We start from the raw sequence: 12,749 nt of genomic DNA, 5'->3' as shown, positions 1-12,749 counted from the left end.
GGATGCTATCACGAGCTTGGGAGCGTGATAGAGCCTGGTTTGCGCGCAAAGTTCGTCCTTTATGCGGTTGCGGTTTGCAACACTTGGGGATTGGCGTGGAAAAATACGTGTTCACGTACCGGGCCAATGGCGACTTCACCGATCTCTTCATAGCCCTGGCGCTTGTAGAATTCCAGGTAACGCGGGTTACCGGTGTCGAGGACGACTCCTTGGGAGTGTTCATCGACGGCACACCAGTTGTGCACAGCCTGTAACAATTGTTCGCCGAAGTGCTTGCCCTGAAATTGCGGGTGGATGCCGAGCAATGGCAGCAGGTGCACCGAGTCGGACGGCACGCACGCCATCACCGCACCGTGGTATTCCAGATAGCGGCGAGTGCAGCGGAAACCGGTGCTGAGCACCATGCGCAAACGCCAGGCCCAGCTTTCGGTGATCCCCAGGCGACGCTGCGGCGGCGCGATCAGGGCAATGCCTATCAGGCGGTCGTTGACCAGCAGGCCAATGGCGGGCAGGTCCTGGAGGAAATGCTGCTTGACCAGTTCACGCACGGTAGCGCGCACTCGCTGTTCATAGCCGGGGCGCTCGGATTCGAACAGATAGCTGAACGTCGGCTCATGGCGGTAGGCCTGGTACAGCAGCGAGCGGGCTTCGCGAGAGTAGCCACTGTCGAGCATGTGGATATCGGCGATGGCGGTCGAGGTTTCGGGCATAACGGTAAATCTCCCCGGGGCACCGCTCAAAATGGCGGCGCTCTTGTTGGTACGAGCCTCTGGGCGTGGGCACAGTTCCTTGCTGAGTTGAAAACAGCGGTCGGGCTGGGTCTAACAATGTATAGACCAATTGGGTCGGGGCACCCGAAAAAGCAGCCAACGGCTGGTCCCCTGCAACCATGTCAGTTAGCATCGCGCTTTTGCGCCAGGACTGCCGACCATGAAGATCGTCTCCTTCAACATCAACGGGCTGCGTGCTCGCCCGCATCAGCTGGCGGCGCTGATTGAAAAGCATCAGCCCGACGTGATCGGACTGCAGGAAACCAAGGTCCACGATGACCAGTTCCCGCTGGCCGAGGTTCAAGCGCTGGGTTATCACGTGTATTTCCATGGGCAAAAAGGCCACTACGGGGTTGCCCTGCTCTCTCGCCAGGAACCCCTGGAGCTGCACAAAGGCTTCACCACTGATGACGAAGACGCTCAGCGCCGATTCATCTGGGGCAAGTTTGCCGACGCCAATGGCCTGCCCATAACAATCATGAACGGCTATTTCCCACAAGGGGAAAGCCGCGACCACCCCACCAAGTTCCCGGCCAAGGAACGCTTCTACAGTGACTTGCAGCAACTGCTCGAAAGCCAGTTCAGCAACGAGCAGCCGGTCGTGGTGATGGGTGACGTCAACATCTCTCCAGAGGATTGCGACATCGGCATCGGCCCGGACAACATGAAGCGCTGGTTGAAGACCGGCAAATGCAGCTTCCTGCCGGAGGAGCGCGAGTGGATGGCGCGGTTGAAGAATTGGGGCCTGGTGGACAGCTTCCGGCATCTGAACCCAGACGTCGCTGATCGCTTCAGCTGGTTCGACTACCGCAGCCGCGGATTTGAAGATGAGCCCAAGCGCGGGCTGCGGATTGACCTGATCATGGCTTCGCATGGCTTGTTGCCACGGGTGAAGGATGCCGGTGTGGACTATGAATTGCGCGGGATGGAAAAGCCCTCGGATCATGCGCCGATCTGGCTTGAATTGAGCTGATCCTTGAGCATTTCCCGGTAGGTGTGAGCCTGCTGTCATCTTTGTGAAACCCTACTGACTTAATCTTCCGGCACTTCCTTTGTCTTGTAGGGTGCCGGCATGATGCTGCGCGTTTTGTTGCTGTTGACGCTAGGCATGCTCATGCCCGCATCGGTGTTCGCTGGCGCATTACCGCTGGCCGAGCACGGCCCGGTATTGCGCATCCAGGGTTCCAACACCATTGGCGCGGCATTAGGCCCGGCGCTGGTCGAAGGCTTGATGCGCGAGCAGGGTTTGCTGAAGATTCATCGCGAACCGCCGGACAAGACCAACGAACTACGGATCGTCGGCGAAACTGTCGAGGGCCGTCGGGTCGAGGTGGAGATCGCTGCGCATGGTTCCAGCACCGGTTTCACTGCATTGCAGAACGACTCTGCCGATCTTGCCGCCTCCTCGCGCCCGATCAGGGACAGCGAGCTAGCCGGCCTGCAGTCCCTCGGCGACCTCAAGAGCCCGGGCGCCGAGCAGGTTATCGCCATCGACGGCCTGGCGATCATCCTCCACCCGCATAATCCGCTGAAACAACTGACCACCACTCAACTGGCGAGCATCTTCAGTGGCGACATCCGGACGTGGGAGGAAGTCGGCGGCAGTGGTGGGACCATTCATCTTTATGCCCGCGATGATCACTCCGGCACCTACGATACCTTGAAGGAACTGGTGCTCAGCGGCCGTGGAAAAACCCTCAGCACCAGCGCAAAACGCTTTGAGTCGAGCGAGCAATTGTCCGACGCCGTCAGCCAGGATCCTCAAGCCATCGGCTTCATCGGCTTGCCCTATGTGCGCCAGGCCAAAGCCGTGGCGATTGCCGATGGCGCTTCCCAGGCGATGTTGCCGTTGAACAACCTGATCGCCACGGAAGACTATCCGCTGTCACGCCGGCTGTTCCTCTACCTGCCACCCAAGGGCGGCAACCCCTGGGCCCAGGCATTGGTAAAATTTGCCCAAGGCAAACAGGGCCAGGAGATCGTCGCAGCCAGCGGGTTTATCGCGCAGACCGTCCAGGCCATGGCTGTCGCACCCAATGCGCTGATGCCGGAGGAATATCAAACCCTCAGCCGCCATGCGCAGCGCCTGACCGTGAATTTTCGCTTCGAAGAAGGCAGCGCGACGCTGGACAGCAAGGCACGCCAGGACCTGTCGCGGGTGCTCGACTATATAAAGCAGCGCAACAAGACCGATCGGCAGGTGACACTGGTGGGGTTTGGCGATGCCAAGGCTGAGCCGGGGCGCGCCGATCTGTTGTCGAAACTGCGTGCCATGGCAGTGCGCCGGGAACTGGCTAAAAGCGGCGTGGTACTGCGCGAGGTCCGCGGCTTTGGCGCCCAGATGCCAGTGGCGGCGAACAGCGCCGATGAGGGACGGATCAGAAACCGAAGGGTTGAGGTCTGGGTGTACTGACGGCTGGATGCAGTGGCAGCTGCTACAGAGTGGCCAGCCTTGCAATTTTCCCAAGTGGCCGCAATCGCGTAACTAGCCTTGCAGTTTTCCAGGTGGCCGCACGCGGCTAATCAGCCCTGCAATTTCTCCAGCTGCGCCGTGGTATCCACCGCACCCATGGTCCTGGCTGCATCCAGCGCCGATACGCCATTGGCATCCTTGGCCTTCGGATCTGCGCCTTTACTGATCAGATAGTCGACGATGGCAACTCGGTTGAACATGGCCGCCATCATCAGTGCGGTACGGCCGTCGAAGGACGAGCCTTCAACCTGCGCGCCACCGTCGACCAGCGCGCTGACTACCGCCAGGTCGCCCTTGAACGCTGCGCCAGCAATCGGGCTCTGGCCATTGTCGTTGCGGATTTCCGGGTCAGCCTTGTGCTCGAGCAGTACTTTTACCGTCTCGACATGCCCATGGTAGGCAGCCAGCATCAACAAGGTGTCACCCTTATGGTTGCGCAAGTTTGGCGGCAGGCCCTTGGACAGCAACGCTGCCATCATGGCCGCATCGCCCTCGCGCGCCTTGTTGAATACCTGTTCGGCAAATTCAGCGGCTTCTTCGGGGGTCATCTGGCGGCTTTGGTCTGACATGGTGGCTCCACTTTTCTGTGTAGGTGCAAAAGGCGACAGTTTCCCGAGCAGCCTCGGGGCTGTCACTTGCTTTTTTTGATCAAGGGTCATAGCCAGATTTAATAACGGTATTTGCCGTCGTGAATCTCGGCCAGCACCTGTTCAGTCACCTGCACATAGGTGTGAGTTCCCGGCAGCCAGGCATAAATGGGATCGTCACCGGTTTTGCCAGGGTCAAAGCCTTCGTCCTTGAGCCGGGTCTTCTGGTATTTGAAGGTGCCGGTGGTCTCCATTTTTACTTTGACTCGCAGGAACAACGGCACCGCGTACGCAGGCATGTGCTCGCGCGCGAACGTCAGCAACTCGCTGAAATCCAGGGTCGCCAGGGATTCGGCCGGGGTGATCGCCGCCATTCCGGCCCGCCCGTTGGTATTGTGCACTTCCACTCCGTAGGCCACGGCCTCGGAAATATTCGGATGCCGCAGCAGGATGTTTTCCACCTCCGTGGTCGAGACGTTCTCGCCCTTCCAGCGATAGGTGTCGCCCAGCCGATCGACAAATTGCGCGTGACCGAAGCCGATGTTGCGCAACAGGTCTCCGGTGTTGAAGTAACGATCACCCTTCTCAAACACGTCGTGCAGCACCACTTTTGCAGTCTTCTGCGAGTCGGTGTAGCCGTCCAGTGGCGCCTTGTCGTCGATCTTTGCCAGCAACAAGCCCTGCTCGCCCTTGGCAACCTTGCGCATGAACCCCCTGCCGTCTCGCAGAGGCTCGCCAGTGTCATGGTCGTAGGCGGCCAGTTCCCAGGACATCAGGGAAAAACCTACGGTGTTGTCGAAGTTGAGCACGTTGGTAAAACCGATATTGCCGTCACTGGCGGCGTACAGCTCGCAGATGTGATCAACCGCAAAGCGCGTCTTGAATTCAGCCCAGGCGCCGGGGCGCAGGCCGTTGCCGATCATCTTGGTGACCCGGTGCTGGCTGTCTTCGGCAGTGGGCGGCTGATCGACCAGGTAGCGGCACAATTCACCGACGTAGCCCAGGGTCGTGGCGCGGTACTTGCGCACATCGTTCCAGAACTGGCTGGCGCTGAACTTGCGGCGAATGGCGAACCCCGACGCGCCGCTGATGGCTGAGCCCCAGCACACGCACAGCCCAGTGGCGTGGTACAGCGGCAGGGTGCAGTAGACGACGTCATCCGGGCCCATATCCAGCGCAATCATGCCGAAACTGGCGGAGCTGCGCATCCAGCGCCCGTGCTTGAACACCCCCGCCTTGGGCAACCCGGTGGTGCCCGAGGTGTAGATGTAAAAGCAGGGATCGTCGAAAAAGATCTGCTGACTGGTCGCCGGGTTTTCGCTGGGGCTGTCGGCGATCGCCGCCATCAGGTTGATGAAACCATCGGGCGCAATACCCGGGTGGCGGTAAGTATCCTGATCCGCGACGTACCAGGTGCGCGCCGGATCGATCGCCACGCGCTCGCTGACCGCGCAAAACGCCGGCACCAATTCGCCGCCGACGATGATGGCTGCAGGTGTCACCAGGTTCAGGCTGTGGGCCAGGGTGTCACGGGTTTGCGAGGTATTGAGCAGGGCACTGATCGCACCCGTCTTGGCCACCGCGAGGATAGTCACCAGCAGTTCCGGGCGATTCTCGATGAACACCGCTACCACATCGCCCTTGCGGATGCCCTGGGAGCTGAGGTGGTGGGCAATGCGATTGGCCCACTGGTTGACCTCGGCGTAGGTCAGCAGCACATCGCCCTGAAGTAACGCCGGGCCGTCGGGATTGCGCAGCGTCGCTTGCTCGAAGCTCCAGCCGAGACCACATGATTGGGTCGGATCCTTGACGTTGGCGGCCTTCATGCCCCGCACCACTCGAGGTAGCGCCTTGGCGATGGAAGGCAGTTTGCGGAGCATCATGCCCCAGGTAATCGTGTGGTTCAGCGCGCGGCTCATGGTTGCTCCCGTTCGATCTTTTTATTGTCGGGTGGCGGTGTCTGAGGCCGAAAGTACGTGAGTGGTTCAGGGGCTGTACACGCGGTTTTTGCAATGTTTTGTATCCGCCTATCACCTCGGTGGCAGCGTGAGCGCGGAATGTGCGAATGGTTCCGTTGAAACCGAAGCAATCTCGCAAAATGCAGGATGCACGATGGCCTTTCATGCAGATTGCACGAGAGGCAAAAATGCCAGATTTTTCATCTCATTGATTTATAAGGGTTTTTTATATTTAGAATACTGGCACAAAGGGTGCAACTACCTCTCCATGCTTGCTAATCAAGTGCTAACGGAGCTGATAGACATGAGCCTGATCCAAGAAAAATTTACCTCCCTGTTCTCCAACTTCGAAGTGAACACTCAGCCACGCCCCGACGGCGGCATCCTGCTGACACTGCGCAGTCAGGAAGGCAAAGTCTTCAAACGCTCGATTTCCTACCAGCAGCTGCATGCTGGTGACCAGTTGTCGTGGGTGATCAGTGCGATCCGCCGCGACCTGGCTGAACAGGCCAGCGAACTACCGCAGATTTCGATGCTGCAAAGCCAGCAACGGTTTGCTTTGCCGACTTATCATTCGGCGTAAATTGTTCGAATGCTTCAGCGGGTTTAGAGCTGTAAATGTTCTAAAGCTGTAAATACTGTGGGAGCAAAGCTTGCTCGCGATTGCGATGTGTCAGGAACGGTTGTTCAACTGACGCCAAAGAATCGCGAGCAAGCTTTGCTCCCACAGGTGTTTGTGCTGCTACAACGTTCTTCCAGCAGTTGTTTTAGAATTTTGCCGGGTCGATGTTTTTGAAGCTGTCGACGGTCACGTGACCAGGCAACTCCCCTCCTTCTCGCGCCAAACCGCACGTAGCCATTCCAGCTGCCCGCGCAGCATCCAGTTCTTCGACGATATCCGACAGAAACAGTATCTGTGCAGCGTCAAGGCCAATCGCCTGGGTGATCCGCTGGTACGACTGCGCCTCTCGCTTGGGACCTGAAGTGGTGTCGAAATAGCCGCTAAACAGCGCAGACAAATCCCCCGCTTCCGAACAGCCGAAAATCAGCTTCTGCGCCTGAATCGAGCCTGACGAGTAAACATAAAGTTTAAAGCCGGCCTGATGCCATGCCTTGAGCGCTTCGACGGCATCCGGGTACACATGCCCCTGCAACTGCCCCGCCTGGTAGCCCTGCTCCCAGACCATCCCTTGCAACGCCTTCAACGGCGTGGCCTTGCGGTCTTCGGCAATCCAGCCAAGGAGAATCTCGATGACCCGTTCGACATCCGCCTCTGGCTCGTTGCTGTCGCGGCGCACCGCGTCCAGTTGCTCGGCCACATCGGCGCGCCCGGCCTGTTGCCGAACGAAGTCCGGCAGGTGCTTGGCAGCGTAGGGAAACAGCACGTCGAACACAAAGCTCACGGCGCTGGTGGTGCCTTCGATGTCGGTGAGGATCGCTTTGATCGGCATCGGCTCAATCCTCCAGTCGCGGGAAGCGATTGGCGATGTCTTCGCCGGTGAAGTTAGCCACCCAGCCTTCAGGGTTGTTGAACAGGCGTATCGCCACGAAGTGCGGATGTTCACCCATGTCGAACCAGTGCGGGGTACCGGCAGGCACCGAGATTAGGTCGTTCTTCTCGCACAGTACGGCATAAACGTAATCGTCGATGTGCAGGGTGAACAGCCCACGGCCGGCGACAAAAAAGCGTACTTCGTCCTCACCATGCCGGTGCTCGTCGAGGAACTTGGCGCGCAGTTCGGCTTTTTGCGGGTGATCGCTGTTCAGGCTGATGACGTCGACCGTCACGTAGCCGCGTTCGGTCATCAGCTTGTCGATCTGTTCCTGGTAAGCCGCGATCACTTCTTCCTGGCTGGCGCCGGGCTGGATTTTCGCTGCGGCTTGCCAGCGGTCGAAGCGCACACCCTGCTCGGCCAGGGTCGAAGCGATGTCTTCGAAATGCGTTAGCACCTTGTTCGGAATGTCAGGGCTTGAGACGTGGTAAACGGACAGGCTGCTCATCAGGGCAACTCCTTAACGGTTCATGCGTTACGGTTGGAGAGCGAGCGCATCTTCAACTCGCACTCAAACAAAAATTCGAAGGCCTCGATCTGCCGCAACGCGTCACTCATACGCGCGCCCCAGGTGTAGAGGCCATGGCCGCGAATCAGGTAGCCGACGCAATCGGGGTGAGCCTCCAACCAAGGCTGCACCTTGGCGGCGAGGCGCGCAATGTCCTGGTCATTGTCGAAAATCGGCACTCGCACCCGGGATTCGTGGGTCGATATGCCACTGAAGGCCTTTTGCAGCTCGTAATCCTCGAACTCGATGAAATCCTGCGGGGTCAGGCGCGACAGCACCGTGGCATTCACCGAATGGGTGTGCAGCACCGCGCCGATGTCCGCGCACCAGCTGTAGAGCTGGGTGTGCAGCAAGGTTTCGGCGGACGGTTTTTTGCCCGGTTCCAGGCTGTTGCCCGACAGGTCGGTGGCCAGCACATCATCCAGGCCCAACTGGCCTTTGTGCTTGCCGGACACGGTCAGCAGCGCTTCGGTCGGCGACAGGCGCGCCGAATAGTTGCTGCTGGTGGCCGGCGACCAGCCGCGGCCATACAGGAAGCGCCCGGCATCGATGATTTCCTGGGCGAGATGTTCACGGGTAAGGCTCATGGCCTGTCCTCTTGCATGCGTGTGGCTATGATAACGGCAGCGGCGAAGGCTGCGAGACTGGCGATACTAAAGGTGAACGTGGCCCCGAGGGCATTCCAGCTGTAGCCGGAGTACAAAGCGCCCAGTGCGCCGCCGGTGCCGGCCAGCGCTGCGTACAACGCCTGGCCCTGCCCTTGCTGGCGCGAACCGAAACTACGTTGCACGAACTGGATGGCAGCTGCATGAAAACTGCCGAAAGTTGCGGCGTGCAGCACCTGGGCAAATAGCAGCACCCACACATATTCGGCGAACGAGCCCAGCAACAACCAGCGCAGCGCCGCCAGGAGAAAACTCGCCAGCAGTACCCGGCGCACGGAAAAACGCGCAAGAATCTTGCTCATGCCCAGGAACATCAGGACTTCGGCCACCACCCCCAGCGCCCAGAGCAGGCCGATCAGCCCACGGCTGTAGCCTAATTGCTCCAGGTGCAACGTCAGGAAGGTGTAGTACGGGCCGTGGCTCAGTTGCATCAGGGCCACACAGGCATAAAACGCCAGGACCCCGGGACTGCGCAACTGTTGCACAAAACCTTCGCCGGCGATGCGTTCACCCTGCACCGGCTGGGCATTGGGCACCCACAGGCTGCTGACCACGATCCCGGCCATGATCAGCACCAGCGCCAGGGGATAAATGTCCAGGCTCAACCACTCGAACAAGCGTCCCAGCGCGACCACGGTGATGATGAAACCGATGGAACCCCACAAGCGGATCTGGCTGTAGCGCGAGGTCTGGCCTTGCAAGTGTGCCAGGGTGATGACTTCGAACTGCGGCAGCACCGCGTGCCAGAAGAATGCGTGCAAGGCCATGACCATCGCCAGCCAGGCGTAGGTCTTGCTGACGAAAATCAGCGCAAACGACAGCAGGGTGCACACCGCGCCAAAGCGCACGATGGCCAGGCGCCGGCCGGTGTAGTCCCCCAGCCAGCCCCAGATGTTCGGCGCCACGCAGCGCATCAGCATCGGAATCGCCACCAGCTCGCCGATGCGCGCACTGGAAAAACCCAGGTGATCGAAGTACAGCGCCAGGAACGGCGCTGTCGAACCGAGCAAGGCGAAATAGAACAGATAAAAACTGGAGAGCCGCCAGTACGGGAGCGCCGCTGTCGTCATCAGACTGCAGCGGCCATCAGGTCAGCCATTAAAGCTGACCCAGCACCGGCGTGCTGACGCGCACATCGGCGTTCTGCCCGCGGTGGCGCAGCAGGTGATCCATCAGCACGATGGCCATCATCGCTTCGGCGATCGGCGTGGCGCGGATGCCCACGCACGGGTCGTGACGCCCCTTGGTGATGACATCCACCGGATTGCCATGAACGTCGATAGAAAGGCCCGGCGTGGTGATGCTCGAAGTCGGCTTCAACGCCAGGTGCGCGACAATCGGCTGGCCGGACGAGATGCCGCCCAGAATGCCGCCGGCGTTATTGCTGAGGAAACCTTCCGGGGTCATTTCGTCGCGGTGTTCGGTGCCGCGCTGGGCAACGCTGGCGAAACCGGCGCCGATTTCCACGCCCTTGACCGCGTTGATGCTCATCAGCGCATGGGCCAGTTCGGCATCAAGGCGATCGAAAATCGGCTCGCCGAGGCCTGGCATCACGCCTTCGGCAACGACGGTGATCTTCGCGCCAACGGAATCCTGATCGCGGCGCAGCTGGTCCATATAGGCTTCCAGCTCCGGGACCTTATCCGGGTCAGGGCTGAAAAACGCGTTGTCTTCCACCGAATCCCAGGTCTTGAACGGGATTTCGATTGGGCCTAACTGACTCATGTAACCGCGAATGACGATGCCCTGGGTGGCCAGGTATTTCTTGGCAATCGCGCCGGCCGCCACGCGCATGGCAGTTTCCCGCGCCGAGCTGCGACCGCCGCCGCGGTAATCGCGCTCGCCATACTTGTGGTGATAGGTGTAGTCGGCGTGGGCGGGGCGGAACAGATCCTTGATCGCCGAGTAGTCCTTGGACTTCTGGTCGGTGTTGCGAATCAGCAGGCCGATGGCGCAACCGGTGGTGCGACCTTCAAATACGCCGGAGAGGATTTCGACTTCGTCGGCTTCCTGGCGCTGCGTGGTGTGGCGGCTGGTGCCGGGTTTGCGGCGATCGAGGTCGCGTTGCAAATCCTCCAGGGAAATTTCCAGGCCCGGCGGGCAGCCGTCGACAATGGCGACCAACGCCGGACCATGGCTTTCGCCCGCGGTGGTGACAGTGAACAGCTTGCCGTAGGTATTGCCGGACATGCAGGACGCTCCGTGAATTGAACCTGAATACGTAATGCGCGCCAGTATACGCAGGCTACCCAAGTAGTTCATCCTCGAACCTTATGGGTGCGCGCGAGTCCAACCGGCACCTTTGTGAATGATGGCGTGATGATGCTGCGAGTTCTAGCCTTGAGTCTTACCTTGTTTACCGGATTTGTGCAGGCCACTGTGCTGCAACGTCCCATCTCGCTGGATACCGGCAACGGCGAACTGTTTGGCTCGCTGTTGCTGCCCAAATCCGACACACCGGTGCCCGTGGTGCTGATTATTTCCGGCTCCGGGCCGACCGATCGCGACGGCAATAACCCGGACGGCGGGCGCAACGACAGCCTCAAGCGCCTGGCCTGGGTGCTGGCCAAGCACAATATCGCCAGCGTGCGTTATGACAAGCGTGGAGTCGCCGCGAGCCTGCCTGCCACCCCGGACGAACGCAATCTGTCGGTGGAAGGCTACGTGTCCGACGCCCAGGCGTGGGGCCGCAAGCTCAAGGCCGATCCGCGATTCGGTCAGCTGATTCTGCTGGGGCACAGCGAAGGCGCCTTGATCGCCAGCCTCGCAGCGCCCGATATCGATGTCGCCGGGGTTATCTCCATGTCTGGCAGCGCCCGGCCGATAGACCAGGTACTGCGTCAGCAATTGGGCAACCGCCTGCCGCCCCCCTTGATGTTGCGCGCCAACGAATTGCTCGACAGCCTCAAGGCTGGCCACACCGACGCCAATGTGCCGCCGCAATTGCAGGTGATTTTCCGCCCGAGCGTGCAGCCGTATCTGATTTCACTGTTTCGCCAGGACCCGGCGGCGGCGTTTGCCAGGCTGAAGATGCCGGCCCTGATCATCCAGGGCAGTAACGACATCCAGGTCGGCGTCGGTGACGCCAAGCTGCTTAAGCAAGCCAAGCCCGATGCCGAACTGGCGTTGATCGAGGGCATGAACCACGTGATGCGCATCGTGCCCAACGACGTGAAGCGCCAGTTGGCCTCGTACAAGGATCCGAATTTGCCGCTGGCCGCCGAGCTGGGTTCACGGATCCTCGGGTTTATTGACGGACTTCGTGCCAGTTAAGCGCTATTTTCCCTCCAGTCCTGCAGAAAACGGCCGATAAGCCGGTGTCGCCAGCATTAAGCCTGGCGACATGCCGAGCTTGGACAGGACCTTGCCGTTATGACTGACACTGCGACTTCACCCGCCACCCCAGCCGAACAGGACGCACCGCCAGCGGTCGAGCTGCCTTGGGCCGACGTGCACGCCGAGCATCGCCAGATGCTGCGCCTGGCACCGCTGCAGACCGACCGTAACACCGGCGGGCGACCGCTGCGCTTTGTCGAGTTCGGCTACGCTGAACGTCATGACAAGGACCGCAGCCTGCTGCGCATGAGCATCACCCTGCCCGGCCAGCGAGTGCGCAAAGAGCAGAATCTGCTGGATGTGTGGGTCGATCACCAGGACAAAAGCGTGGCCCTGGGGCCCGACAACGGTTTGCAGATCGAACCGATGAACCGTGGCGTCGGCCGCTTCATGGCGACTCATGGCATCAGCTGGCTGAAGCAGCGCTGGCCCGGGTACACGGTCAACGGCCGCAACCTCAATAACAAGGACGCGCTGAACGAGGACACCCGCCTGCGGCGTGATGATTTCCTCAAGGGGCATGGTTTCGAAGTGGTCTACGCCGATGCCCAGCACCTCAAGGGCAGCGTCAAGGGCGTATTGGTCAGCGACTTGAAGGCGCAGTGGAACAGCGAGAAGGTGCAGGTGGTGGAAGTTCTGGAGGCGGCGCAGATGCTCCAGCAGGCCGAACAGAACCTGGCCGAGCAGGAAGTCAAACTCAAGCAGCACGAGGAAAAGGTCAGCAAGTACCGGCGCGAGGACACTGCACTGCGGTTTACCATTTCATGCCTGGTGGCGTTTGCGGTGTTTCAGGCGGGGCTGTTGATCTGGATTGCTACACATAGATAGATAGATAGATAGATAGGCGCTTGGGGCTGTGATGCCGCCATCGCTGGCAAGCCAGCGATGGCGTCCTCAGG

13 protein-coding genes are annotated in these 12,749 nt (G+C 60.1%); 5 read left to right on the top strand and 8 right to left on the bottom strand.

Features of this window, described 5'->3' with window-relative positions; all coding sequences use genetic code 11:
- Positions 1-59 precede the first annotated feature (59 nt).
- Complete coding sequence (locus tag ORL50_RS18460) at positions 60-710, bottom strand: GNAT family N-acetyltransferase (protein WP_266017072.1); 651 nt, start codon at positions 708-710, stop codon at positions 60-62.
- A gap of 220 nt (positions 711-930) precedes the next feature.
- On the opposite strand from ORL50_RS18460, the gene xthA reads away from it, so the two are divergent.
- Both xthA and ORL50_RS18450 read left to right on the top strand, forming a co-directional pair.
- Positions 931-1,743: an exodeoxyribonuclease III gene (gene xthA, locus ORL50_RS18455; protein ID WP_266017071.1), complete on the top strand. Its 813-nt coding sequence runs from the start codon at positions 931-933 to the stop codon at positions 1,741-1,743.
- Between the two features lie 99 nt (positions 1,744-1,842).
- Positions 1,843-3,183, top strand: coding sequence for a substrate-binding domain-containing protein (locus ORL50_RS18450; protein WP_266017070.1), 1,341 nt, complete (start codon positions 1,843-1,845; stop codon positions 3,181-3,183).
- A 110-nt stretch (positions 3,184-3,293) separates the two neighbouring features.
- Here the strand turns inward: ORL50_RS18450 and ORL50_RS18445 are convergent, their stop codons facing one another.
- The gene (locus tag ORL50_RS18445; protein WP_266017069.1) at positions 3,294-3,812 is read right to left on the bottom strand and encodes an ankyrin repeat domain-containing protein; all 519 of its coding nucleotides are present in this window, start codon (positions 3,810-3,812) and stop codon (positions 3,294-3,296) included.
- A 98-nt stretch (positions 3,813-3,910) separates the two neighbouring features.
- Complete coding sequence (locus ORL50_RS18440) at positions 3,911-5,749, bottom strand: long-chain-acyl-CoA synthetase (RefSeq protein WP_266017068.1); 1,839 nt, start codon at positions 5,747-5,749, stop codon at positions 3,911-3,913.
- Positions 5,750-6,092: 343 nt separating this feature from the next.
- Here ORL50_RS18440 and ORL50_RS18435 point away from each other — a divergent pair, with 343 nt between their 5' ends.
- Positions 6,093-6,371 carry a DUF3509 domain-containing protein gene (locus ORL50_RS18435; protein WP_045059161.1) on the top strand — a complete coding sequence of 93 codons (279 nt, stop codon included), beginning with the start codon at positions 6,093-6,095 and terminating at the stop codon, positions 6,369-6,371.
- Between the two features lie 184 nt (positions 6,372-6,555).
- Here the strand turns inward: ORL50_RS18435 and mtnC are convergent, their stop codons facing one another.
- The 5 genes from mtnC to aroC are packed head-to-tail and all read right to left on the bottom strand — an operon-like array spanning position 6,556 to position 10,704.
- Positions 6,556-7,239, bottom strand: coding sequence for an acireductone synthase (gene mtnC, locus ORL50_RS18430; protein ID WP_266017067.1), 684 nt, complete (start codon positions 7,237-7,239; stop codon positions 6,556-6,558).
- Positions 7,240-7,243: 4 nt separating this feature from the next.
- Positions 7,244-7,789, bottom strand: a complete 546-nt coding sequence (locus ORL50_RS18425) for a 1,2-dihydroxy-3-keto-5-methylthiopentene dioxygenase (RefSeq protein ID WP_045059159.1) — start codon at positions 7,787-7,789, stop codon at positions 7,244-7,246.
- A 20-nt stretch (positions 7,790-7,809) separates the two neighbouring features.
- Positions 7,810-8,436 carry a methylthioribulose 1-phosphate dehydratase gene (locus ORL50_RS18420; protein ID WP_266017066.1) on the bottom strand — a complete coding sequence of 209 codons (627 nt, stop codon included), beginning with the start codon at positions 8,434-8,436 and terminating at the stop codon, positions 7,810-7,812.
- Positions 8,433-9,584 carry an MFS transporter gene (locus tag ORL50_RS18415; RefSeq protein ID WP_266017065.1) on the bottom strand — a complete coding sequence of 384 codons (1,152 nt, stop codon included), beginning with the start codon at positions 9,582-9,584 and terminating at the stop codon, positions 8,433-8,435. Before ORL50_RS18415 ends, ORL50_RS18420 begins: the two co-directional genes overlap by 4 nt.
- A 28-nt stretch (positions 9,585-9,612) precedes the next feature.
- Entirely contained in the window at positions 9,613-10,704 is a 1,092-nt protein-coding gene (gene aroC, locus ORL50_RS18410; RefSeq protein ID WP_266017064.1) for a chorismate synthase, read from the bottom strand.
- Positions 10,705-10,833: 129 nt separating this feature from the next.
- Between aroC and ORL50_RS18405 the strand changes: the two genes are divergently transcribed.
- Both ORL50_RS18405 and ORL50_RS18400 read left to right on the top strand, forming a co-directional pair.
- Positions 10,834-11,787 (top strand): alpha/beta hydrolase, encoded by a 954-nt coding sequence (locus ORL50_RS18405; protein WP_266017185.1) that lies wholly within the window; start codon positions 10,834-10,836, stop codon positions 11,785-11,787.
- A gap of 99 nt (positions 11,788-11,886) precedes the next feature.
- Entirely contained in the window at positions 11,887-12,678 is a 792-nt protein-coding gene (locus ORL50_RS18400) for a hypothetical protein (RefSeq protein ID WP_266017063.1), read from the top strand.
- Positions 12,679-12,749 lie beyond the last annotated feature (71 nt).

The organism is Pseudomonas sp. RIT-562 (genome assembly GCF_026241895.1).
GTDB classification, from domain to species: domain Bacteria; phylum Pseudomonadota; class Gammaproteobacteria; order Pseudomonadales; family Pseudomonadaceae; genus Aquipseudomonas; species Aquipseudomonas mandelii_F.
The sequence above is the reverse complement of the archived record's forward strand: the minus strand, read 5'-3'. Positions and strand labels throughout refer to the sequence as shown.

Excerpts from the sequence above, each read along its gene's own strand:
- ORL50_RS18405 (WP_266017185.1), top strand. The coding sequence starts at position 10,834 with ATGATGCTGCGAGTTCTAGCCTTGAGTCTTACCTTGTTTACCGGATTT.
- ORL50_RS18400 (WP_266017063.1), top strand. The coding sequence starts at position 11,887 with ATGACTGACACTGCGACTTCACCCGCCACCCCAGCCGAACAGGACGCA.
- ORL50_RS18415 (WP_266017065.1), bottom strand. The coding sequence starts at position 9,584 with ATGACGACAGCGGCGCTCCCGTACTGGCGGCTCTCCAGTTTTTATCTG.
- ORL50_RS18435 (WP_045059161.1), top strand. The coding sequence starts at position 6,093 with ATGAGCCTGATCCAAGAAAAATTTACCTCCCTGTTCTCCAACTTCGAA.
- ORL50_RS18450 (WP_266017070.1), top strand. The coding sequence starts at position 1,843 with ATGATGCTGCGCGTTTTGTTGCTGTTGACGCTAGGCATGCTCATGCCC.
- aroC (WP_266017064.1), bottom strand. The coding sequence starts at position 10,704 with ATGTCCGGCAATACCTACGGCAAGCTGTTCACTGTCACCACCGCGGGC.
- ORL50_RS18440 (WP_266017068.1), bottom strand. The coding sequence starts at position 5,749 with ATGAGCCGCGCGCTGAACCACACGATTACCTGGGGCATGATGCTCCGC.
- ORL50_RS18425 (WP_045059159.1), bottom strand. The coding sequence starts at position 7,789 with ATGAGCAGCCTGTCCGTTTACCACGTCTCAAGCCCTGACATTCCGAAC.
- xthA (WP_266017071.1), top strand. The coding sequence starts at position 931 with ATGAAGATCGTCTCCTTCAACATCAACGGGCTGCGTGCTCGCCCGCAT.
- mtnC (WP_266017067.1), bottom strand. The coding sequence starts at position 7,239 with ATGCCGATCAAAGCGATCCTCACCGACATCGAAGGCACCACCAGCGCC.
- ORL50_RS18420 (WP_266017066.1), bottom strand. The coding sequence starts at position 8,436 with ATGAGCCTTACCCGTGAACATCTCGCCCAGGAAATCATCGATGCCGGG.
- ORL50_RS18460 (WP_266017072.1), bottom strand. The coding sequence starts at position 710 with ATGCCCGAAACCTCGACCGCCATCGCCGATATCCACATGCTCGACAGT.
- ORL50_RS18445 (WP_266017069.1), bottom strand. The coding sequence starts at position 3,812 with ATGTCAGACCAAAGCCGCCAGATGACCCCCGAAGAAGCCGCTGAATTT.